This window comes from Mycobacterium sp. 012931, assembly GCF_000419295.1.
GTDB lineage: Bacteria > Actinomycetota > Actinomycetes > Mycobacteriales > Mycobacteriaceae > Mycobacterium > Mycobacterium marinum.
In genome coordinates this window covers 803752-824704 of the sequence record NZ_AOPX01000001.1, presented here as the reverse complement: position 1 = coordinate 824704, position 20953 = coordinate 803752, and the positions used below count along the sequence as shown (strand labels likewise).

Below are 20953 nucleotides of genomic sequence, written 5' to 3'. Positions count from 1 at the left end.
GAACATATGTTCGTGCACGGCGATGCCTCCATCCTGCACGCGGACCTGGATTCGTTCTACGCGTCCGTCGAGCAGCGTGACGACCCCTCGTTGCGGGGTCGGCCGGTGATCGTCGGCGGCGGTGTCGTGCTGGCGGCGAGCTATGAGGCCAAGGCATACGGGGTCCGCACCGCGATGGACGGAGCTCAGGCGCGGCGGCTGTGCCCGCAGGCCGTGGTGGTGCCGCCGCGTATGCGCGCCTACATGCGGGCCAGTGATGCCGTGTTCGAGGTGTTCCGCGACTGCACTCCACTGGTGGAGCCGCTTTCGGTGGATGAGGCGTTTCTCGATGTGGCCGGCTTGCGCCGGGTCTCGGGCACACCGGTGCAGATCGCGGCGCGGCTGCGGGAAGACGTACGCGGGCGGGTCGGGCTGCCCATCACCGTCAGCGTGGCGCGGACGAAGTTTCTGGCCAAAGTCGCCAGCCAAGAGGCCAAGCCGGACGGCTTGCTGCTGGTGCCGCCGGAAGATGAGCTGGCATTCCTGCATCCCCTGCCGGTGCGCCGGCTCTGGGGAGTGGGCCGCGAAACTGCAGTCGCACGGCCTGTGCACCGTCGCCGACGTCGCCGAGCTCAGCGAATCGGCACTGAGCTCGATGCTGGGTGCGGCGATGGGGCGCCAGCTGTATGCCCTGTCCCGCAACATCGATCGGCGCCGGGTGAGCACCGGTGTGCGACGGCGTTCGGTGGGCGCCCAGCGCGCACTGGGGCGAGCGGGCAACGCCCTGTCGCCGGCGGAGTTGGACGCGGTGGTGGTCACGTTGATCGACAGAATCACGGGCCGGATGAGAGCGGCCGGCCGCACCGGCCGAACCGTGGTGCTGCGGCTACGATTCGACGATTTCAGCCGGGCGACCCGGTCCCACACGTTGCCGTGGGCAACGTCGTCTACCCAGCCGATCCTCGCCGCGGCGCGCCAACTGGTGCGCTCGGCCGCGCCGGCTATCGCGCAGCGGGGATTGACGCTGGTCGGCTTCGCCGTGTCCAGCATCGACCCCGGCGGTGCCCAGCAACTGATGCTGCCGTTCGGCGGCGAACCCGTGGCCATTGACGCGGCTGTGGACCGGATTCGGCGTCGATACGGCAACTCCGCGCTCACCCGCGCGGTGCTGGTGGGCCGGGCCCCGGACCAGGAGGTGCCCCGTCTACCGGACTGAAGCCCAGTCGAGGAGTCTGTCGACCGGCCAGGTATTGATGATGCGATCGGCCGCAACTCCCGCGTCGAGCGCGCGCTGAGCGCCGTAGCCGAGGAACTCCAGCTGGCCGGGTGCGTGTGCGTCGGTGTCGATGCTGAAGACACAGCCGATGTCGCGGGCCAGGTTCAGTAGCCGGGTCGGCGGATCGCGCCGCTCCGGACGCGAGTTGATCTCCACCGCGGTGCCGTGGTCACGGCAGGCGGTGAACACCGCTTCGGCGTCGAATTTGGATTCGGGCCGGATGCCACGGTTGCCCGTCACCAACCGGCCCGTGCAGTGGCCGAGCACATCGGCATGACCGTTGGAAACGGCCCGCACCATCCGCCGAGTCATCGCCGCCGACTCCATCGAGAGCTTCGAGTGCACGCTGTCCACCACGATGTCGAGACGGTCGAGCAGCTCCGGTTCCTGGTCGAGGCTGCCATCCTCGAGAATGTCGACCTCGATTCCGGTGAGGATGCGCATCGGGGCGAACCTCTCGCGCAATTCGTCAATGACATCGAGCTGCCTGCGCAATCGCTCTGCCGACAGCCCGTTGGCGATCGTCAGCCGCGGCGAGTGGTCGGTTAGCGCGCAATACTCATGCCCCAACGCCGCCGCGGTGTCCATCATCTCCTCGATCGGCGCCGAGCCGTCCGACCACTCCGAGTGCAGGTGCAGATCCCCACGCAGCGCGCCGCGAATCTCACCGCCGCCCAGATCTTGCGCCGCAGACCGCAGTTCGACCAGCAGATCGGGCTCCTGACCGGACCACGCTTGGCTGATGACCTTTGCGGTCTTGGGACCGATACCCGGCAGCGATTGCCAGCTGTTGGCCCGACCATGCCGCTGGCGCGCATCCTCGTCCAGTCTTTCGATGATGTCGGCGGCGTTGCGATAGGCCATGACCCGTCCGGGGTCCTGACGGCTTCGGTCCTTGTAGTAGGCGATCTGCCGAAGTGCGGCTACCGGATCCATGCCTTGTCGCTCACCTCAGCTGACCGACGATGAACCCCACGAAGACCACCGTGAAGCCCCCAATCTCCCCCAGCATTAGCGAGACCATGAACACGCCGGTCCCCGGCACAGCAGGATCGAACTGATTCTCGGTGTCACGACGCGCGCCGTGGAAGATGTATGTCGCGATCGCAGCGACGAAAAAGAACACCATGACCATCGCCGCCGTGAGATTGAGCCACGCTGGCCAGACGCTCAGCTCGACGAAGACGGCAACCAGCAGCGTTGCGAACGCGTAGAGCAGCGCGGCCCGATGCGCGATATCGACGTAAACGTGGGCCCGGTGCCCATCGCTGACCATGACCTGCCGGTACTTCCACACTCCGAGCGCCAGGGCCAGCAGAAAGATGGCTCCCGCCGCCACCAGCGTGATGGCGGTGTCGACCCCGAGGATGTGGCTCATCGTTGTATGGAGTCTAGTTGCGCCCCGGGCTTCATGGCGTTCTCCGACGTCACGCCATCGGGCACCGCGGTGGTTATGGATTCTGCATGTGTGTCACCCATTTGCTTGAACCGTCGATCACCCGGCAAATACCGTCGAATACAGCTGCGTGACGAGTTAGTCGTCCGTGAAATACCGACAATTCTGAAGGAGAGGCCGTCATGTCGATCGCGAAGCACGAACGGCCAAACGTGGGATTCCCCATTCTGAAGCGCCCCGCGATGAGAATGGTGTTGGTTGGCGCTGCCGTCATTATCGGCTGCCTGGTTGGGGCGACACCGGCCGGCGCCAGTCCCGGTGAAGTCATCGAAGAGCCCAACCCCTTCGGCGGCTTCAGCTGCAATTGTGGGCCGGCCGAGAGCCCGATCATGCCCGAGGAGATAACCCGCGGGCTACGGGCAGGCCTCACCTAAACCGCCGGGAGCCGCACGGCCTGCGCGCCGGTCGTCTGCTGCGCGTTAGCGGCCAAATCCAGATGATCTGCTAGCTTGGGTCACGTCGGTCACCGGGGTCCGCACCAGCTGGCCCCGCCTTGTCGTCGATGCAAATCTCGCGGCAAGCCAATCCCTTGTGTCTATGCCGTCGCGCCGCGATGTGCTCCAGGAGGAATTTCGACATGCGTCACATCATGATGTTCGTGCTGGTCACGTTTGCCACGCTCTTCGGCTCTACCGGCCTCGCCGCAGCCGCGCCGCCCAAGAGCTACTGCGACGAACTCAAAGGGACCACCACCGGCGAGGTGTGCAAGATTCAGATGACCGAACCCGGCTACACCGTCGATATCAGCCTGCCAAGCAACTACCCCGACGGGAAGTCGCTCGAGAGCTTCGTCCGCGAGACGGGCGAGCATTTCCTCGACAAGGCGAAATCCTCCACTGCGCGCGACGCACCCTACGAGCTCGACATCACCTCGACCAATTACGAGTCGGCGATTCCTCCGCGGGGAACGCAGAGCGTGGTGCTCAAGATTTATCAAAACGTCGGTGGCCCGCGCCCCCAAACCACATACAAGGCGTTCAATTGGGACCAGGCCTATCGCAAGCCGATCACTTGGGACAAGTTGTGGCAGCCTGAAACCGATCCGCTGAAGGTCGTTTTCCCAATCGTGGAAAGCGAATTGTCAAAGCAGTCCGAGGAGCAGGTGGTGATCGCATCCAGCGCCGGTCTGGACCCGAAGAACTACCAGAATTTCGCCATCTCCAATGACGGGATCACGTTCTTCTTCAGCCCGGGGGAACTGCTGCCCGAAGCCGCCGGCGCTCGCCAGGTGCTGGTCCCCCGCGATGCGGTGGACCCGATGCTGGCCTAGCCGCGGCTTGGCCTCAGGAGTTTGGGGGCGTGCGGGCGATGATGACCGGAATCCGTGCCGAGTTGACGACCGCTCGGCTGACCGAGCCGAGCAGCATGCCGGGGAACCCACCGCGACCGTGGCTGCCCACAACCACAAGCTGAGCGTCGTGGGCGTGTTCGAGCAGCCGAGGTGCTGGTCGGTCGCTCACCACAACCTTGTGCGTAACCACATCGGGATAGCGTTCCTGCCATCCGCAAAGGCGTTCCGCTAGGACTTCTTCCTCCTGGTCCTTGATGTTGCTCCACTCGATCGGCGCCCAATTGATGCTCGGGAAGTCGAGGGGACCCATGTCGGTCCAAGCGTGCAATGCCACCAATTCCGCGCCGCGCCGAGATGCCTCGTCGAAAGCGATCTCGGTGGCCAACTCCGAGGTGGGCGAGCCATCGACGCCCACCAGCACCGGCGCCTGTGCGGACCGCGGTGGCAGCGGTTCATCGTCATGGATGATCGCGACGGGGCAATGTGCGTGGTGGGCCAGCCCGGAACTGACCGACCCCAGCAGGGCACTAGCCACCCCGCCCTGGCCGCGGCAACCCACCACGACCATCTCGGCCTGCTGGGACAGCTCCACCATGGCGGGCACGATCGCGGCATAGCGCACCTCGCTCGTGACGTGCGCTGCCCGACCCGGCGCGGCCGCGTCGACCGCCACCGCGTGGGCCTGCTGCACAATCTGGTGCGCCTGGTCTTCTCGCCAGCGCGCATAGTCCGCGGGCATCGCAACGTCTGCCCATCCGTTAGCGGGAGCCACCATGGGCGCGAAGACGTGCACCACCTTCAGCGGCACATTACGCATCTCAGCGTCCCGCGCGGCCCACTCCACCGCCAACGTGGAGGCCGGCGAGCCGTCGACGCCGGCCACAATTGCCGGGCTCGTGGACTCGGTCGACATAGACAACCTCCCTGTTCGGGCATCGCTACCGCATGTGGTGGACGTTCAAGCTTTGCCGGCTAACACCGACGTTAGTTAATCCGCGTGCGGGTGGCAGGAGGCGTTGGTCCCTTCTCCGTGGGCACTATTGCTCGCAGGCAAGTGTGCGAGGTTTCGTGTTCGGTAGGTCTAAAACCGCTGGCGCACAGGGCAAGTCATACGCGCGGCGACCGTGGACCTGCGCGGGCGTTTGCGGCAGTTGCACCGCGACTACCGTCGAAGGCATGCGTTTCGCTTTCAAGACCTCACCGCAGAACACCACCTGGGAGCAGATGCTGGCGGTCTGGCAGACCGCCGACGGCATCGACGTCTACGAATCCGGTTGGACCTTCGACCACTTCTATCCGATCTTCAGCGACCCCACCGGCCCCTGCCTGGAAGGGTGGACAACGCTGACCGCGCTGGCTCAGGCCACCACGCGGCTGCGGCTAGGCACCCTGGTGACCGGCATTCACTATCGCCATCCCGCGGTGTTGGCCAACATGGCCGCCGCACTCGACATCATTTCCCATGGGCGACTCGAGCTGGGGATTGGCGCCGGCTGGAACGAGGAGGAGTCCGGTGCCTACGGAATCGAGCTGGGCAGCGTCAAGGAGCGCTTCGACCGATTCGAGGAAGCCTGCGCGGTACTGACCGGGCTGCTGAGCCAACCGAGCACCACCTTCGACGGGAAGTACTACCAGCTCGAGGACGCGCGCAACGAGCCCAAGGGCCCGCAGCGTCCGCACCCGCCGATTTGTATCGGTGGTAGCGGGGAGAAACGTACGCTGCGGATCACCGCCCGCTATGCCCAACACTGGAATTTTGCGGGCGGAACTCCGGAGGAATTTGCCCGCAAGCGCGACGTATTGGCGGCCCATTGCGCCGATATCGGGCGCGATCCGAAAGAGATCACGCTTTCAGCCCACCTGGGTTTGGCGCCGGAGCGCGATTTCGGGCAGGTGATCGAGAACGCCGCCGCGCTGGCGGCCGAGGGATTGGATCTGGGAATCGTCTATATCGCGCCACCGCATGACCCGGCCGTGCTGGAGCCGATGGCCGAGGCGATCCGCGAGTCGGGATTAATTGACGGATAAACGATGCTTCTAATAACAACTCGATGAAGTCGAGCAAACCCGTTTGGCGCCGGCAAGTGCGCCGGGCCAGGCGCTAGACCGCGAACCGCAGCAGCTCTTCGGCCGTTGCCAGGCGCTCGTGTTTGGCAGGAAACTCGTGGCTTTTGACGGGGTGGCGAAACCATGACCAGGCGATTCGCCCCATCCTTGACCGGGGTAACGGGTTACTACGCACAGTGACACTCCCTGTGATCGGACAAACTACTTGGACCCCATGTGCGACGTCTATGTGACGGAGCCCACATCGGCCAATTAGACACCCCGGCTCTGGCAAACCGAAAACGACGCGCCGAGCAATTATCAAATGTTTCTAATGTGGCTGTTGTGATTATTGAAGCGGTGCTGCGGTCGGTTTGATTGGGGCTGGCAGCGCCGTGGAACCCATCAAATAGCGGTCCACTCCGGCCGCCGCCGCCCTGCCTTCGGCAATCGCCCAGACGATCAATGACTGGCCACGACCCATGTCTCCGGCAACAAAGACGCCCGGTGCTGAGGTCTCGAAGTCGTCGCCGCGGGCCACGTTTCCGCGGTCGGTGAGCTTGACCCCGAGGTCAGTGAGCAGACCGGGCTTCTCCGGACCAACGAAGCCCATCGCCAGCAAAACCAGGTCGGCCTCCAATTCGAAGTCTGACCCTTCGACCTTGACGAACTTGCCGTCTTGCATCGCGACTTCGTGCGCCTTGAGCGCACGCACGCGCCCATCGTCACCGATGAACTTCTCGGTGTTGACCGAGAACACCCGCTCGCCGCCCTCTTCGAGTGCCGCGGACACCCGATACATCAGCGGGTAGGTCGGCCACGGGGTCGACGCAGCGCGGGCTTCCGGCGGACGCGGCATGATCTCGAACTGGTGGATGTTGGCCGCACCTTGGCGATGCGCGGTGCCCAGGCAGTCCGCGCCGGTGTCGCCGCCGCCGATGATGACGACCTTCTTGCCCTGGGCGGTAATCGGTGGTTGCCCGTCGGGCCCCAGCACGTCGTCGCCCTCCTGCAGCCGGTTGGCCCACGGCAAATATTCCATCGCCTGATGGACGCCATCCAGCTCCCGGCCGGGGATGGGCAGATCCCGCCACGCGGTGGCACCACCGGCCAGCACGACCGCATCAAAATCGGCGCGCAGCTGCTCGGCCGTGATATCAACCCCGACGTTGACGCCGGCCCGGAACTCGGTGCCCTCGGCCTGCATCTGCTCGAGCCGCCGATTCAGAACACGCTTTTCCATCTTGAACTCGGGGATGCCGTAGCGAAGCAGACCACCGATGCGGTCCTCACGCTCGAAGACGGTGACTTTGTGCCCGGCCCGGGTGAGCTGCTGCGCGGCCGCCAGACCGGCCGGACCGGAGCCCACAACGGCAACCGTCTTACCGGTCAGCGTCTGCGGCGGCAGTGGCTTCACCCAGCCTTCATCGAAGGCGTTGTCGATGATTTCGAGCTCGATCTGCTTGATCGTCACCGGATCCTGGTTGATCCCGAGCACGCACGCCGGCTCGCACGGCGCCGGACATAGCCGCCCCGTGAAGTCCGGAAAGTTGTTGGTGGCATGCAGCCGTTCGATTGCATCGCGCCAACGCCCCTGGCGCACCAGGTCGTTCCATTCCGGTATCAGATTGCCCAACGGACATCCGTTGTGGCAGAACGGAATACCGCAGTCCATGCAGCGTGTCGCCTGCTCACGCAGCGTCTCGTTGTCGAAGTCCTCGTAGACCTCGTTCCAGTCACGTAGCCGCAACGGGACGGGCCGACGGGTCGGCAGTTCGCGATGCGTGTATTTCAGGAAGCCGGTCGGGTCAGCCATGCGAAGCCGCCATGATCGCTTTGTCGATATCCACACCGTCGCGTTCGGCCTCGGCAGTCGCCTGCAGCACCCGTTTGTAGTCGCGCGGCATCACCTTGACGAAATGCCGTTGCTGCTGCGGCCAGTCGGCCAGGACGCGCTGGCCGACAGCGGAATCGGTGGCATCGACGTGAGCCTGGACGATGCCGTGCACGAACTCGGAATCATCGTCATCGAGCGTCTCGACATCGACCATCTCGGTGTTCAGGTTGTCCGGCAGTTCGCCGTCGGGGTCGTAGACGTAGGCGATACCGCCCGACATTCCGGCGGCGAAGTTGCGGCCGGTCTGGCCAAGGATGACGACCCGGCCGCCGGTCATGTATTCACAACCGTGATCGCCGACGCCCTCAACCACGGCATGAGCCCCGGAGTTGCGAACCGCAAAGCGCTCACCCACCACGCCGCGCAGGAATACCTCTCCGCTGGTGGCACCAAAAAGGATCACATTTCCCCCGATGATGTTGTCTTCGGCGATATAACCCGGTGGCGCATTATCCGATGGCCGCACCACGATCCGGCCACCCGAGAGGCCTTTGCCGACGTAGTCGTTGGCGTCGCCGTAGATGCGCAAGGTAATCCCCTTCGGCACAAACGCACCGAAGCTGTTGCCAGCGGATCCCTCGAATGTGATGTCGATGCTTCCGTCCGGCAAGCCTTGGCCGCCATAGGCTTTGGTCACCTCGTGACCAAGCATGGTGCCCACCGTGCGGTTGACGTTGCTGATGGTGGTGGCAAACCGGACCGGTTTGCCGGAATCCAGGGCCTCCCTGCTCATCACGATCAGCTGCTGGTCGAGCGCCTTGTCCAGCCCGTGATCCTGGCTGGAACTGCAGTACAGGTCCTGGTTCATGAACGCCGACTCAGGCTCATGCAGCACGGGCGTCAGATCCAGCCGGTGCGCCTTCCAGTGCGCCCGCGCCAGCGTCGTGTCCAGTGCCCCCGCTTGGCCGACAGCCTCGTTGATGGTGCGGAAGCCCAACTGCGCCATGTATTCGCGCACTTCTTCGGCGATGAACATGAAGAAGTTCTCCACGAATTCGGGCTTTCCGTTGAACCGCTCCCGCAGCAACGGATTCTGGGTGGCCACGCCGACGGGACAGGTGTCGAGGTGACACACCCGCATCATGATGCAGCCGGCCACCACCAGCGGCGCGGTCGCAAAACCGAACTCCTCGCCACCGAGCAGCGTCGCGATCATCACGTCGCGCCCAGTCTTGAGCTGACCGTCCACCTGAACCACGATCCGGTCACGTAATCCGTTGAGCAGCAACGTCTGCTGCGTCTCGGCCAGGCCCAGCTCCCAGGGCGCACCGGCGTGCTTCATGGACGTCAGTGGCGTCGCACCCGTACCACCGTCGTGCCCGGAGATCAGCACCACATCGGCGTGGGCCTTCGAGACGCCGGCGGCGACAGTCCCCACCCCGTTCTCGGAGACCAGCTTGACGTGCACCCGTGCCGACGGGTTGGCGTTCTTCAGGTCGTGGATCAGCTGCGCCAGATCCTCGATGGAGTAAATGTCGTGGTGCGGTGGCGGCGAGATCAGGCCGACACCCGGGGTGGAGTGGCGCACCTTCGCCACCCAGGGATAGACCTTGTGCCCCGGAAGTTGGCCTCCCTCACCGGGCTTGGCACCCTGCGCCATCTTGATCTGGATATCGGTGCAGTTGGTCAGGTAATGCGAGGTGACGCCGAAACGCGCCGAGGCGACCTGCTTGATGGCGCTGCGACGCCAGTCCCCATTGGGGTCCTGCTCGAATCGCCCGACGTCCTCGCCGCCTTCGCCACTGTTCGACCGGCCGCCGAGCCGGTTCATGGCAATCGCCAGCGTCTCGTGTGCCTCGGCCGAAATGGACCCGAAGCTCATCGCTCCGGTCGAGAAGCGCTTCACGATTTCACTAGCGGGCTCGACCTCGTCCAGCGGTATCGGGGGCCGTACGCCGGCCCGGAACTTGAGCAGTCCGCGCAGCGAGGCCATCCATTCGCTCTGGTCATCGACCAGGCGGGTGTACTCCTTGAAAATCTTGTATTGGCCGGTGCGGGTGGAGTGCTGAAGCTTGAAAACGGTCTCGGGGTTGAACAGGTGGTACTCGCCTTCGCGACGCCACTGGTACTCCCCGCCCACTTCAAGCTCTCGATGTGCGCGTTCGTCGGGCCGGTCCAGATAGGCCAGCGTGTGGCGGCTGGCGACATCGGCGGCGATGTCATCGAGGGTGATCCCTCCGGTGGCGCAGGTCAGTCCGCTGAAGTACTCGTTGAGGACTTCTTCGGACACCCCGACCGCCTGGAACAGCTGGGCCCCGGTGTAGGAAGCCAGCGTTGAAATGCCCATCTTGGACATCACTTTCAACACGCCTTTGCCGGCAGCCTTGACGTAGTTGCTCAACGCGGTGTTGCGGTCGATGCCGTCGATGACCCCCCGGTCGAGCATGTCCTCGATCGACTCGAAGGCCAGATAGGGGTTCACCGCCGCCGCGCCGCAGCCCAGCAGCATCGCCATGTGATGAACCTCGCGGGCATCGCCGGATTCGACCACCAGCCCCACCTTGGTGCGACTTCGCTCGCGTACCAGGTGGTGATGCACCCCGGCAACGGCAAGCAGGGCCGGTATCGGTGCCATCCGCTCATCGGACTCGCGGTCCGACAACACGATGATCCGGGCGCCATCGGCGATCGCCGCCGACGCCTGAGCACGTACCTCATTCAACGCGGCAGCCAGCCCGGCACCACCTTCGGCGACCGGGTACAAGCAACGAACCACCTTGGATTTGAGCCCGTGTGGCCGTCCGCTGATCACGGTCTCGGGGTCGAGGTTGATCAGCTTGGCCAGCTCGTGGTTCCGCAGAATCGGCTGGGGCAGCTGGATTTGGTGGCAGGAGTTCTCGTCGGGGTTGAGCAGGTCTCGCTCGCCACCGGTGGTGCCCTGCAGGCTGGTCACCACCTCTTCGCGGATCGCGTCCAGCGGCGGGTTGGTCACCTGCGCGAACAGCTGCTGGAAGTAGTCGTAGAGCATCCTGGGACGCCGCGACAGCACCGCGATCGGGGTGTCGGTGCCCATCGACCCGATCGGTTCGGCACCGGTGCGGACCATCGGCGCCACCAGCAGGTTGAGTTCCTCGTAGGTGTATCCGAAAACCAGCTGCCGCAGGACCACCCGTTCATGGGCCATCCGGGCGTATTCGCCCGACGGCAACTTCTCCAGCGGCACGAGGTTGTTGTCGAGCCATTCCTGATAGGGATGCTCGGCAGCCAGCTCCGCCTTGATCTCCTCGTCGGAGACGATGCGGCCTTGCGCGGTGTCGACCAAGAACATCCGGCCCGGCTGCAACCGCATCCGCTGCACCACCGTCGACGGGTCCAGGTCCAGCACACCAGCCTCGGAGGCCATCACCACCAAGCCGTCCTCGGTGACCCAGATCCGAGACGGGCGCAAGCCGTTGCGGTCCAGCACCGCGCCGACCATGGTGCCGTCGGTGAATGTCATCGACGCCGGGCCGTCCCACGGCTCCATCAACGAGGAGTGGTACTGGTAGAACGCCCGCCTGCTCGGGTCCATGCTCGCGTGGCGTTCCCAGGCTTCCGGGATCATCATCAACACGGCATGGGCCAGGCTGCGCCCGCCCAGGTGTAGCAGTTCGAGCACCTCGTCGAAACGCGCGGTGTCAGACGCGCCCGGGGTGCAGATGGGGAACAGCTTCTCCACGTTTGCTTCGGTGCCGAAGACATCCGTCTTGATCAACGCCTCGCGGGCCCGCATCCAGTTCTCATTGCCGGTGACGGTGTTGATCTCCCCGTTGTGGGCGATGCGCCGGAAGGGATGCGCCAACGGCCAGGACGGGAACGTGTTGGTCGAGAACCGCGAGTGCACGATTCCCAGGGCACTGGTCAGCCGATCGTCCTGCAGATCCAGGTAGAACGCCTTGAGCTGTGGGGTGGTCAACATGCCCTTGTAGACGAACGTCCGGCCGGACAGGCTGGGGAAGTACACGGTCTCCCGGCCCGGGCCGTCTTGGCCGGGGCCCTTGGTCCCCAACTCGTGCTCAGCCCGTTTGCGGATGACGTAGCAGCGCCGTTCCAGGGCCATGTCAGAGGCTCCGGCCAGGAAAACCTGGCGGAATGTCGGCATTGCGTCGCGTGAAAGTGCGCCCAGTGACGAGTCGTCGGTGGGCACGTTGCGCCAGCCCAGCACCTGCAGGCCTTCGGCTTCGGCGATCTTCTCAACGGCCGCGCAGGCCGCGGCCGCGTCTTTGGACGACTGCGGCAGGAAGGCGATGCCGGTGGCGTAGCTGCCCGGGGCCGGTAGCTCGAAGTCGACGACCTCCCGGAGGAATGCATCCGGGACCTGAATCAAGATGCCGGCACCGTCACCGCTGCGCGGCTCGGCACCAGCAGCGCCCCGGTGTTCCAGGTTGAGCAGCGCAGTAATCGCCTTGTCCACAATGTCGCGGCTCCGCCGGCCATGCATGTCGACCACCATGGCTACCCCACACGAATCGTGTTCGAATGCGGGGTTGTATAGCCCGACGCGCTTGGGCGTCATACCCACCTAACCCTTCAGCAGACTTAACTGCGCGGCCTCACCAGCAGCCCGTAGGCCACCTCGCCCCGACGTTGCCCGCGTTGGCCCCTTCGGTCTTGTCGATAGGCTTGCCCTCGTGCGGGATGACCCAGTCAGGGATTCGTCCGTGCAGCGCTGAACGGTGCCCCTGTAACCGATCACGACAAGTCGTAAAACGATATGACAAAGCCCGCCTGACATGCCAACTTACCAATGGTAACCCGCCCAGTGGTGATGCCGTACGGTCAGCGCAGCCAATGATCGAAGGCCGCGCTCACGTGCCGTTTTCCGGTGAATTATCGGCGTGCCAACCGCCGCCCCCAACCCCGCGACGAGCCACAGTAACTGCTTAGACTAATTTGCTGGACCGGCGCCGAAGCGCACTCGGCCACAGCGGAGACCGCGTCACACAACAGTCACTTCGGCAACACGTTCCACGATAAGGCGTGGCAGTTATCGTGCAGGAATTTTGGGATCACCGTGCACGCGCCATGGCCACGACGCCACGACATCCCCCGGTTGCCGCCGGTCATGTTTGCGCAATATTAAGAAAACGCTAAGGTCAGCGGTCCGGGTCGGCGATTCGCCCCGCCTCGCCCAATAGCTAGCGGCCGATTCTGGACCGACCCCAGTTCAGCGTCCATCGACAGTCCGCGAGAGTGTGATCGGACACACCTGGCCGTGGCCGGTGAGCCCGACAACGAAAACCACGACAACCACACCGCCGACTCCGGCCCGTTGGGTGTGCCTAGATCACCGCCTCTAGCGCGCGGTCCAATGCCTGTTGATCGCGCCGACACACCCACACCCCCGCGTCGCCGTGATCGCCATACGAATCGCGGGATCCAACGAGTGGGCACACCCTCCGCTGTGGCGACAACTGCATTGACTATTTAACACTTGCCCCCGCCAGGTCGCCTTGACGCAATGTATCAGAAGCCGTGCATATCGTTTTATTTCAGAAGGTAATTCTGATTTATCCTGGAAGGCCGTTCTGCTTTCTTGGCTGAAAATTGGCGTGGGGATCACCGCATTTTGTCGCCCATAATAGATGTGCACGGCGGATAGAAATTCGGGCACGCCAAACGAGAATCCATTCGAGCGCACCTCCGGTAAGCCCATCGAGCCGAGCCGGCACAGCCTGAACCGCAGCAACGATAACACCAGATCAGAAGGAACTTTGCAGCATACAGCCTTTCAATCCAGCAGGCAATGACGCGCCGGTGCCTGGCGGAAACAACAACCCGCCGGAACCGGAATTACGTGGCGAACCTGGATCAGTGATGTGCGCCTGCACCGAGGCCGTCCTCTTCGCCTGGTTGATCTACGCTTTGGCACATCCAACACCCCCCGAAGAGGGTGACAGCGTCGTGCGCCGCGCAGGGCTCCGGCGTTCCCTGGTGCGCAGCGGGGTGATGTTCGACCAACTCAGCGGCCAGATCGCGGCCCTGGTTCCCGAGGAGGGCTGGCAGGGCATCGCGGCGCAGGCCTATGCGGGCCAGACTCTCGCACAGTCACAACACGCGCGGGTGATGGGCGATCTTGACCGCCTCTCCGCCGGCCTAGTGGCCTCTCAAGCCGAAATCGTGAAAACCGTTCGCACCGGCGTGATTGCGTTGATGGTCATCGTTGCCGGTACGGGCGCGGTGTGTCTCTACATTGAGGGGGCGCTGGGACCGGCGGGCTGGCGACTGTCACAACACATCGCCGGGGTCGTCTGCGTCGGGGCGCTGACCAGCTGGTTCGGCCTGCTGGTGTACGGCGGTATTGCCAGTGATCGGAATCGGCGGAGCTTGCAGGTGCTCACGCAAAGATTGACCGACATGATGACCAATTTGCCGAATTGGTCTGGCCCGGTTCCCGCGCTGGCCGACGCGGCCGTTCCCCCATCGGCTTCCACGTCGGCATCCGATGGAGCCGCGCAAAATTTGCCGTGGCGTGCCGCCGGACTCGCCGAGGACCTTGGGCCCCTTCCTCAGACCACCGATGCCGCCATGATTTTGGCCGGCCTACCCGACCTACCCGGCTCACCCGAGTTCAGCCAGCCCAGCGCACCGAGCCCCGGTTTCGCCGATTTCGGTGCGCCCCACTTGCCCATCCCCACCTTGGCCGGCATGCCCACGACGCCCACCGGCGGCGAATTGGCGGCAATGAATCGGGTTACCGCAGCCCTGGGCCAGCTCAACACCGCCGCGGCTCAACAGGCCCAGATGATCTCTTCACTTGCTCAACAGCGCACCGGGGCCGACAGCACCGGCGCTGCCGCGAGCACCAGCACCGACGAGCGTGCGCCGGTCACGACCGCGACCGGCCGAACCCAACACCACCAACCGCGCGTCGGCACCCCCCAGCGGGGCTAGCGCCGATACCGCGCCGGGCCCGTGCGCAGCGTCCACGCCAGTTCGGGCAGCCGTCCTGCAGGCCGCTTCGATAACAGCGTTGTCCATTTAGCCGAAAACGCCCTGCAACTCGCATTTCCGAAGTAAAGTCCGGTTCGCTTGCATAGCCATTCCATTTCAGAAACTACTCCTGATTCATTCTGGAACGCAATTCCATTCTTGAGGCCGGAGAGTTTGGTGCAGAAACGACTGAATTCGGCCACCAAGCCCGCCACCAGCGCGGACCACAGCAACACAAAGATCAGATCGATAAGAGAGGTCGGGCCATGACCAGGGCTCCGGCGTTCCCTGGCACCCCTGGACAGCACAACCCACCCCACCCAACAACACCGAAAACTCGCCGTGTGAAGCCAACAGGCCACGTCCGGCACAACGTCCGACCGAAGGAGACGTTCATCTCATGCAGCCAGCCACCATTCAAACAATAAAAGCGATGCAAGACCTTTCGCAGCAAGTGCTCGACGACCTCAACGCCGCACAGGCGAATCCGCCAGCGGCGGAAGAGGAGTTGACCGATAGTTTCCTTTCGAAGCATCGAGGAAGCGTTGTTTGCTTGGGGACCGACGGCATCCTTGGTGGCTTGCTCGCATGGCTTGGACATGGGTTCCCCGACCAGGGGGACCGCATGGACAGCAGTGGATCGATGTTCGACGGTGTCATTGCCCAGATCGCGGCCCTTGGTCCCGACGGCGGTTGGCAGGGCAGCGCGGCCCGCGCCTATGGGGCTCGCAACCTCGCCCAATCCCAGCACACGGGGCTGATGGCGGATCTGGACCGACTCGCCGCCGAGCTGGTGTCAGCCCAAGCCGATGACGTGCACAAAGTGCGCTCCACCCTGTGGGCACTAGTAGCGATTGTCTCGGTCTTGCTTGTGGTTTGCATTGGTTTGGAACTGCAGGGGCCCGAGGGCCAACTCGTCTCCTTCTATTCCGCACTACCCATATGCGGTACCGCGTTGTTTGTCGCCGCTGTCGCCCTGACCTTCTTGGCGGTCACGACGTCGCGGAATGCCAGCGCCGTGCAGGCGGCGACACAGCGATTGACCACCATGGTGGCGGCCCTGACCACCGGCTCCGACGCGGTTCCCGGTTCGCCTGAAATGCCCACTCCCCCGAAACATTCCCTCTCCGAGTTCGGTCTCGCCGAGGACACCGGGCCCACCCCACCGCAGCTGCCCGATCTGCAGTCGACGTTGGCCGAGTTACCCGGCGCCCCCGAGTTTCACCTGGCCACCGGGGCCGGGGTGGGCTTCCCCGACTTCGGCGCACCGCAGCTGCCCATCACCGCATTGACCGGCCTGCCAACCCTGCCCATGATCGCTCAACTCAGCACCACCCTGAGCCAACTCACCAACCTCGACGGGCCCACCAGCGCCACGACCCAACCGGCCCAACAGCACACCACCGCGGCCGATCACCTCACCCAAGACGACGCCACCAACACCCCCGACACCGCCACCGCAGCCACCACCACCAGCGGCGAGCGCGCGCGCCTGGGCAGCACAACCCGCCCCACCCAACAACACCAAGACGTCGTCGTGTGAGGCCACACAGATCACACCACCGATCAACCTTCAACAGCCGGCTCCACGTGAAACCGAAGGAAAGTTCAACGCATGAACCTCAACGGAACAATGAGGAATCTGATTCGACGACTGATCGCAGAAGACGCAGAGGGGAACGAAGAAAATCCCCAACGGCTGCGCCGAGGCAGCGTTGTTTGCCTGGTGACCGACTGCATCCTTGGCGGCGAACTGGCATGGCTTGGACATGCGTCCCCCGACCAAGGTGGTTGCCTGGTCAAAGGCGCGGCGATGTTCGACGACCTCGGCGCCCAGATCGCGGCTCTTGTTCCCGACAGCGGTTGGCAGGGCTGCGCGGCCCACGCCTACGGGGCCCACACCCTCGCCCAGTCCCGACACTCCACGCTGATGGCTGATCTGGACCGGCTCGCCGCCGAGCTGGTGTCCTCCCAAGCCGACGACGTGAAGCAAGCCCGCACCGCACTGTGGGCAGCAATAGGCTTTGTCTCGGCCTACCTATTGATTTGCCTCGGCATAGAACTTCAGGGCCCCGAGGGCCAGCTACTCTCCTTCAACTTCGCCGTAGTCGTATGCGGTGCCGTGCTGGGTATCTCTGCTCTTGTTCTGCACGACTTGGCGAAGAAGACGTCGCGCAGGGCCGGCAGTCTGCAGACGACGACGCAGCGACTGTCCGACATGGCGGCGGGGGTGCCTACACGGTCGGACATGATCCCCGGTGCACCCGAAATGAGCCTGCCCCCAGCGCATTCCCTGTCGGAGTTCGATCTCATCGATAGCAGCGCCGCCTCCCCGCCGCACCTCCCCGATCTGGACTCGGCTTTCGCCGACCTACCCGGCGCCCCCGAATTTCACCTGCCCACCGCGGCCGGCGCGGGCTTGCCCGACTTCGGCGCACCACAGCTGCCCATCCCCGCGCTGACCGGCCTACCAACCCTGCCCACGATCGCTCAACTCAGCACCACCCTGAGCCAACTCACCAACACCGCCACCCAACACGCACAAATGATCTCCACCCTGGCCCAACAGGGCGCCCATCAGCACACCACCCTGACCGATCACCACACCACAGACGAAACCCCCGACACCGACGCCGCCACCGCAGCCACCAGCAGCGGCGAACGCGCACCCCTGCACACCACAACCCACCCCACCCAACACCGCCTAGACCACATCGTGTGAGCCCAACTGGTCACACCGATAACTGGGGGCGGCCGGCACAACGTGGGCCCGAAAGGAACGTTCATCTCATGTATCTCAGTCAACTTCAGCGTTTGGTTCAGGGAATCTCGCGATGGGTACGCGGAGATGGAAATCTGCAGAACTTCCAAGACATCCAAGAGGGAGGCGGAAATCCGCCGCCGGCGCAGGAGGGGGCGCCCGACAATTCCCCTTGGGCGCGTCGAGGAAGCGTTGTTTGCGGGGTGACCGAGGGCATCCTCGGCCTTCTACTGGCATTGCTTGGAGAGGCCGGCCCGTCCCGGGGCGAATCCCTGGACCGCAGTGGATCGATGTTCGACGGTGTCAGCACCCAGATCGCGACCCTTGATCCCGACGGCGGTTGGCGGGGCAACGCAGCGCGGGCCTATGGCGCCAAGAACCTCGCCCAATCCCAACACACCACGCTGGTCGCTGATCTGGACCGGCTCACCGGCGAGCTGGTGTCATCCCAGGCCGACGCCGTGAAGCGGGCACGCGACCTGCTATCGGCCGAAATTTGGATTGTCTTGGTCTTGCTTGTGGTTTGCATTGGCTTGGAGCTGCACGGGCCCGAGGGCCAAATCCTGTCCTTCCATATCGCAATACCCATATGCACTATGGCGGTGTTTACGGCCGCTACCGCCCTGGGTGTGTTGGCGGCCACGAAGTCGCAGGATGCCAGCGCCGTGCAGGCGGCGACGCAGCGATTGACCGCCATGGCGGCGGCCCTGACCACCGGGGCGGACACAGTTCCCGGTCCGCCCGAGATGACCTTTCCACCAATACATTCCCTGTCGGAGTTCGATCTCACCGAGGCCACCGGCCCCACCCCACCGCAGCTTCCCGATCTGCAGTCGACGTTGGCCGAGTTACCCGGTGCCCCCGAGTTTCACCTGGCCACCGGGGCCGGCGCGGGCTTCCCCGACTTCGGCGCACCGCAGCTACCCATCACCGCATTGACCGGCCTGCCAACCCTGCCCGATCCCACAAACCTGCCCGACCCAACCAGCACGCTGGCCGGCCTGCCCACGATCGCTCAACTCAGCACCACCCTGAGCCAACTCACCAACCTCGCCGGACCCACCAGCACCACGACTCAACCGGCCCAACAGCACACCACGCCGGCCGATCACCTCTCCCGAGACGACGCCACCAACACCCCCGACACCGCCACCGCAGCCACCACCAGCAGCAGTGAACGCGCACCACTGGACACCCAAACCCGCCCCCACCGGCAGCGCCTACTGACCTGACCGGCTTTGCCAACCATGCCCATCATGGTCCCCGATTCGCTAGACCTGGCTGACCTGTACCGGGACAAAACGAATTGGCTGCGTTGCCCGATCTCTGCGACGGCATAGCGTGGCCTATTCGGTCGGGCCGCCGCAACTGTGCCCGTCCGAGCCGCCGTGGTCTTGGTTCACGGGCGGCGATCGGGACTAGCCAGTTGTTGCAGTGAAGTCGTTCTTGTATCGGGTGGCGAACACCTCTTCTTCTGCCGCGGCCGCCTGCTCGGGCGTCGGCAAGTTCATTGTCTTCTCAACGATTTCGCGCAGTACGGCGCGTTGTTCTTCGTCGTTCACTTCATCCATGCCTTGGAGCATGAAGGCGTGCTGCGCGGCCCGCGCCTTCTGCCGGGCCAGGTCCGCAAGAACAAATATCTCCTCGGCAAGCCTCGGTTCGGACATGTTGTCGACCTTGTCCGACAGCTCGACCCGGTGGATGTCTCCGCCCATGACGGCCGACACCGAAACGCTCCCTTGAGGATTGGTTACCGTGAACAGTTCGCACTCATCGGTTTTGTCCTCCTCGGTCGCGCCAAGGATTGCTGACATGTCGGATCCGGTGTCCTCGGGTTGGGCCGGTGCGTAGCTGAGCAACGCGTCGATGGCGGAGTCGGTCTCTCCGGTTGCGGGGCCGGAGAAACCCAGTCCCGCTAGATAGTTATGGGCGTCGTACCCGGGCTGGTCGGTCATGACATGCCTTTCTGAGATGGGTTGCGGGCGTGGCGAGAAGCTAGCCCGAGGTTTGGGCCTCGGCGTGGTCTGGCCACACGCCGAGCGGGAACATCAGTTGTCAATCTGCTCGTCGAGGATCTCGGCGCCACGTTGGTCCGTATCGGCGTAGGCGGCGAACGCCCGGGTCAGATTCGTGGAAAGCCCATCAGCGACCCCCTCCAGGGCTCGCCCCGCGCTAGCGCAGACTGCCTCGTAGGCGCTTAGTGCATTGTTGAAGGTCGAGGTGAATGGGCCGTGGGTCTCGGCGACTGTCGCACCGATCCCGGCGGGCGCCGCCGTCGCTGCCCGCAGACTTGTTGCGGTGGCGTCGTGCCCGCTGGCAAGCCGGTTCACGACGTCGGGCTGCAACGTCAACATGTCATTCATCGGCTGAACTTCGCTTTTCGTCAGTGTGGCGTCGCTTTCGGTTTGGTGTGGTTAGGGGTGGGTTTGGTTGATGGCGGTGGCGAGGGTGGCCAAGGTGGTGGCCAGGGCGTGGTTGGCGGCGTTGCCGTAGGCGTGAACGGCTTGTTTGGCGTTGTGGAGGGCTTGGTTGACGCGGTGGGCGACGCCTTGGGAGCCGAGTTGTTTGAGGAGGCCGTCTTGGATGCGGATGCCGGTGAGCCAGTTGTATCCGTTGAGGGTGACCTCGACGGTGTGGGTGTTGTCTGAGGCTTTGAAGTTGCCGGCGTTCATTTGGTGGAAGCGGTTTTGTAGGGCGGTGTGGAATTAGGTGAGCCCTGCGAGCAGGTGTGCGGCGGTGGGGTCGAGGTTCATGGTTTGTGCTCCGTGGTGGTTGTGGTGGTGAGGTGGGGTCGGGCGGGGCCGATGAGTGCTTCGGTCCAGGGGCGTTGTTCGGTGTAGAGGGCTCGGTCGTCTTGGTGGGTGCGTTTGGTTTTGGTGGTGTGGGCTGGGCTGTTGGTGCCTAGGGGCATGCCTGCCATGGGGCCGGCGCCCGGGGGGGCGGCCGGTGGGGGTGGTGCCGGGGCCCAGGGCGCCTGGTGCACCCGGGGGTGTGGGGCCCGCGCCTAGGGGGGCGGTCAAGGGGATCGCGGCGCCGGCGCTTTCGCCGAGTGCGGCGGGTTTGACGGTGGGGCCGGTGGCGAGTGTGGCGGCGGCGCGGGCGGCTTCAGTGGTGTCGGGGGTTGCGGCGGGGGGTGGGGTGAACGGCATCGTCGGCATCGGTGGTGTGCCGGTGAAGGGCAGTGTGGGGTCCCCGCTAGGCGGGAGGGGTGGTAGCGGGGGTGGGGGTTTGGGGTCGTTGTGGGTGAGGGCTGCCGGTGGTCGGGGTGGTTGTACGGGCTCGGTGATTGTCCTGGTGGCGTATCCGGTCAGCACTTCCTCGGATTTCTTCTGACA

The 20953-nt window shown here is 64.5% G+C and carries 15 protein-coding genes and 2 pseudogenes; 9 read left to right on the top strand and 8 right to left on the bottom strand.

Going from position 1 to position 20953, the window contains the following annotated elements:
* Positions 1–6 precede the first annotated feature (6 nt).
* Positions 7–1195 (top strand): annotated as a pseudogene (gene dinB / locus MMSP_RS03635) (DNA polymerase IV).
* On the opposite strand, the gene MMSP_RS03630 reads toward dinB, so the two are convergent.
* Both MMSP_RS03630 and MMSP_RS03625 read right to left on the bottom strand, forming a co-directional pair.
* The gene (locus tag MMSP_RS03630; protein ID WP_020785522.1) at positions 1184–2191 is read right to left on the bottom strand and encodes a PHP domain-containing protein; all 1008 of its coding nucleotides are present in this window, start codon (positions 2189–2191) and stop codon (positions 1184–1186) included. The pseudogene dinB and the gene MMSP_RS03630 sit on opposite strands and share 12 nt — an antisense overlap.
* Positions 2192–2201: 10 nt before the next feature.
* Positions 2202–2633 (bottom strand): hypothetical protein, encoded by a 432-nt coding sequence (locus MMSP_RS03625; RefSeq protein WP_020785521.1) that lies wholly within the window; start codon positions 2631–2633, stop codon positions 2202–2204.
* A gap of 200 nt (positions 2634–2833) precedes the next feature.
* Between MMSP_RS03625 and MMSP_RS03620 the strand changes: the two genes are divergently transcribed.
* Both MMSP_RS03620 and MMSP_RS03615 read left to right on the top strand, forming a co-directional pair.
* On the top strand, positions 2834–3085 hold the full coding sequence (locus MMSP_RS03620; protein ID WP_036426103.1) for a hypothetical protein: 252 nt from the start codon (positions 2834–2836) through the stop codon (positions 3083–3085).
* Between the two features lie 203 nt (positions 3086–3288).
* Positions 3289–3981 carry an esterase gene (locus MMSP_RS03615; protein WP_020785519.1) on the top strand — a complete coding sequence of 231 codons (693 nt, stop codon included), beginning with the start codon at positions 3289–3291 and terminating at the stop codon, positions 3979–3981.
* A 13-nt stretch (positions 3982–3994) separates the two neighbouring features.
* Here the strand turns inward: MMSP_RS03615 and MMSP_RS03610 are convergent, their stop codons facing one another.
* A complete protein-coding gene (locus MMSP_RS03610; RefSeq protein WP_020785518.1) occupies positions 3995–4915 on the bottom strand; it encodes a universal stress protein in 921 nt (306 codons plus the stop codon).
* Between the two features lie 263 nt (positions 4916–5178).
* Between MMSP_RS03610 and MMSP_RS03605 the strand changes: the two genes are divergently transcribed.
* Entirely contained in the window at positions 5179–6030 is an 852-nt protein-coding gene (locus tag MMSP_RS03605) for an LLM class F420-dependent oxidoreductase (protein WP_020727005.1), read from the top strand.
* A gap of 367 nt (positions 6031–6397) precedes the next feature.
* Here the strand turns inward: MMSP_RS03605 and MMSP_RS03600 are convergent, their stop codons facing one another.
* Positions 6398–7864, bottom strand: coding sequence for a glutamate synthase subunit beta (locus MMSP_RS03600; RefSeq protein ID WP_015357676.1), 1467 nt, complete (start codon positions 7862–7864; stop codon positions 6398–6400).
* Entirely contained in the window at positions 7857–12440 is a 4584-nt protein-coding gene (gltB, locus tag MMSP_RS03595) for a glutamate synthase large subunit (RefSeq protein WP_020785517.1), read from the bottom strand. The genes MMSP_RS03600 and gltB overlap by 8 nt, the downstream gene beginning before the upstream one ends.
* 1301 nt (positions 12441–13741) lie before the next feature.
* Between gltB and MMSP_RS03590 the strand changes: the two genes are divergently transcribed.
* The 4 genes from MMSP_RS03590 (at position 13742) to MMSP_RS03575 (ending at position 18850) form a co-directional block, all read left to right on the top strand.
* Positions 13742–14818: an EspA/EspE family type VII secretion system effector gene (locus MMSP_RS03590; RefSeq protein ID WP_235065667.1), complete on the top strand. Its 1077-nt coding sequence runs from the start codon at positions 13742–13744 to the stop codon at positions 14816–14818.
* Positions 14819–15257: 439 nt separating this feature from the next.
* Entirely contained in the window at positions 15258–16400 is a 1143-nt protein-coding gene (locus tag MMSP_RS03585) for an EspA/EspE family type VII secretion system effector (RefSeq protein WP_020785515.1), read from the top strand.
* A gap of 72 nt (positions 16401–16472) precedes the next feature.
* Positions 16473–17579, top strand: a complete 1107-nt coding sequence (locus MMSP_RS03580) for an EspA/EspE family type VII secretion system effector (protein WP_020785514.1) — start codon at positions 16473–16475, stop codon at positions 17577–17579.
* Positions 17580–17647: 68 nt separating this feature from the next.
* Complete coding sequence (locus MMSP_RS03575) at positions 17648–18850, top strand: EspA/EspE family type VII secretion system effector (protein WP_223161535.1); 1203 nt, start codon at positions 17648–17650, stop codon at positions 18848–18850.
* 186 nt (positions 18851–19036) lie between these two features.
* Here MMSP_RS03575 and MMSP_RS03570 read toward each other — a convergent pair whose 3' ends face one another.
* The 3 genes and pseudogenes from MMSP_RS03570 to MMSP_RS03560 form a co-directional block, all read right to left on the bottom strand.
* Positions 19037–19573, bottom strand: a complete 537-nt coding sequence (locus tag MMSP_RS03570) for a DUF2694 family protein (RefSeq protein ID WP_020785512.1) — start codon at positions 19571–19573, stop codon at positions 19037–19039.
* 93 nt (positions 19574–19666) lie between these two features.
* On the bottom strand, positions 19667–19981 hold the full coding sequence (locus tag MMSP_RS03565; RefSeq protein ID WP_036426097.1) for an ESX-1 secretion-associated protein: 315 nt from the start codon (positions 19979–19981) through the stop codon (positions 19667–19669).
* A gap of 51 nt (positions 19982–20032) precedes the next feature.
* Positions 20033–20371, bottom strand: a pseudogene (locus MMSP_RS03560) (YbaB/EbfC family nucleoid-associated protein).
* A 322-nt stretch (positions 20372–20693) separates the two neighbouring features.
* On the opposite strand from MMSP_RS03560, the gene MMSP_RS27910 reads away from it, so the two are divergent.
* Positions 20694–20951 carry a hypothetical protein gene (locus MMSP_RS27910; protein ID WP_235065665.1) on the top strand — a complete coding sequence of 86 codons (258 nt, stop codon included), beginning with the start codon at positions 20694–20696 and terminating at the stop codon, positions 20949–20951.
* The last annotated feature ends 2 nt before the right edge of the window (positions 20952–20953 follow it).

Coding starts and splice junctions, on each gene's coding strand:
- MMSP_RS03630 (WP_020785522.1), bottom strand. CDS start 2,191: ATGGATCCGGTAGCCGCACTTCGGCAGATCGCCTACTACAAGGACCGA.
- MMSP_RS03625 (WP_020785521.1), bottom strand. CDS start 2,633: ATGAGCCACATCCTCGGGGTCGACACCGCCATCACGCTGGTGGCGGCG.
- MMSP_RS03620 (WP_036426103.1), top strand. CDS start 2,834: ATGTCGATCGCGAAGCACGAACGGCCAAACGTGGGATTCCCCATTCTG.
- MMSP_RS03615 (WP_020785519.1), top strand. CDS start 3,289: ATGCGTCACATCATGATGTTCGTGCTGGTCACGTTTGCCACGCTCTTC.
- MMSP_RS03610 (WP_020785518.1), bottom strand. CDS start 4,915: ATGTCGACCGAGTCCACGAGCCCGGCAATTGTGGCCGGCGTCGACGGC.
- MMSP_RS03605 (WP_020727005.1), top strand. CDS start 5,179: ATGCGTTTCGCTTTCAAGACCTCACCGCAGAACACCACCTGGGAGCAG.
- MMSP_RS03600 (WP_015357676.1), bottom strand. CDS start 7,864: ATGGCTGACCCGACCGGCTTCCTGAAATACACGCATCGCGAACTGCCG.
- gltB (WP_020785517.1), bottom strand. CDS start 12,440: ATGACGCCCAAGCGCGTCGGGCTATACAACCCCGCATTCGAACACGAT.
- MMSP_RS03590 (WP_235065667.1), top strand. CDS start 13,742: ATGTGCGCCTGCACCGAGGCCGTCCTCTTCGCCTGGTTGATCTACGCT.
- MMSP_RS03585 (WP_020785515.1), top strand. CDS start 15,258: ATGCAGCCAGCCACCATTCAAACAATAAAAGCGATGCAAGACCTTTCG.
- MMSP_RS03580 (WP_020785514.1), top strand. CDS start 16,473: ATGAACCTCAACGGAACAATGAGGAATCTGATTCGACGACTGATCGCA.
- MMSP_RS03575 (WP_223161535.1), top strand. CDS start 17,648: ATGTATCTCAGTCAACTTCAGCGTTTGGTTCAGGGAATCTCGCGATGG.
- MMSP_RS03570 (WP_020785512.1), bottom strand. CDS start 19,573: ATGACCGACCAGCCCGGGTACGACGCCCATAACTATCTAGCGGGACTG.
- MMSP_RS03565 (WP_036426097.1), bottom strand. CDS start 19,981: ATGAATGACATGTTGACGTTGCAGCCCGACGTCGTGAACCGGCTTGCC.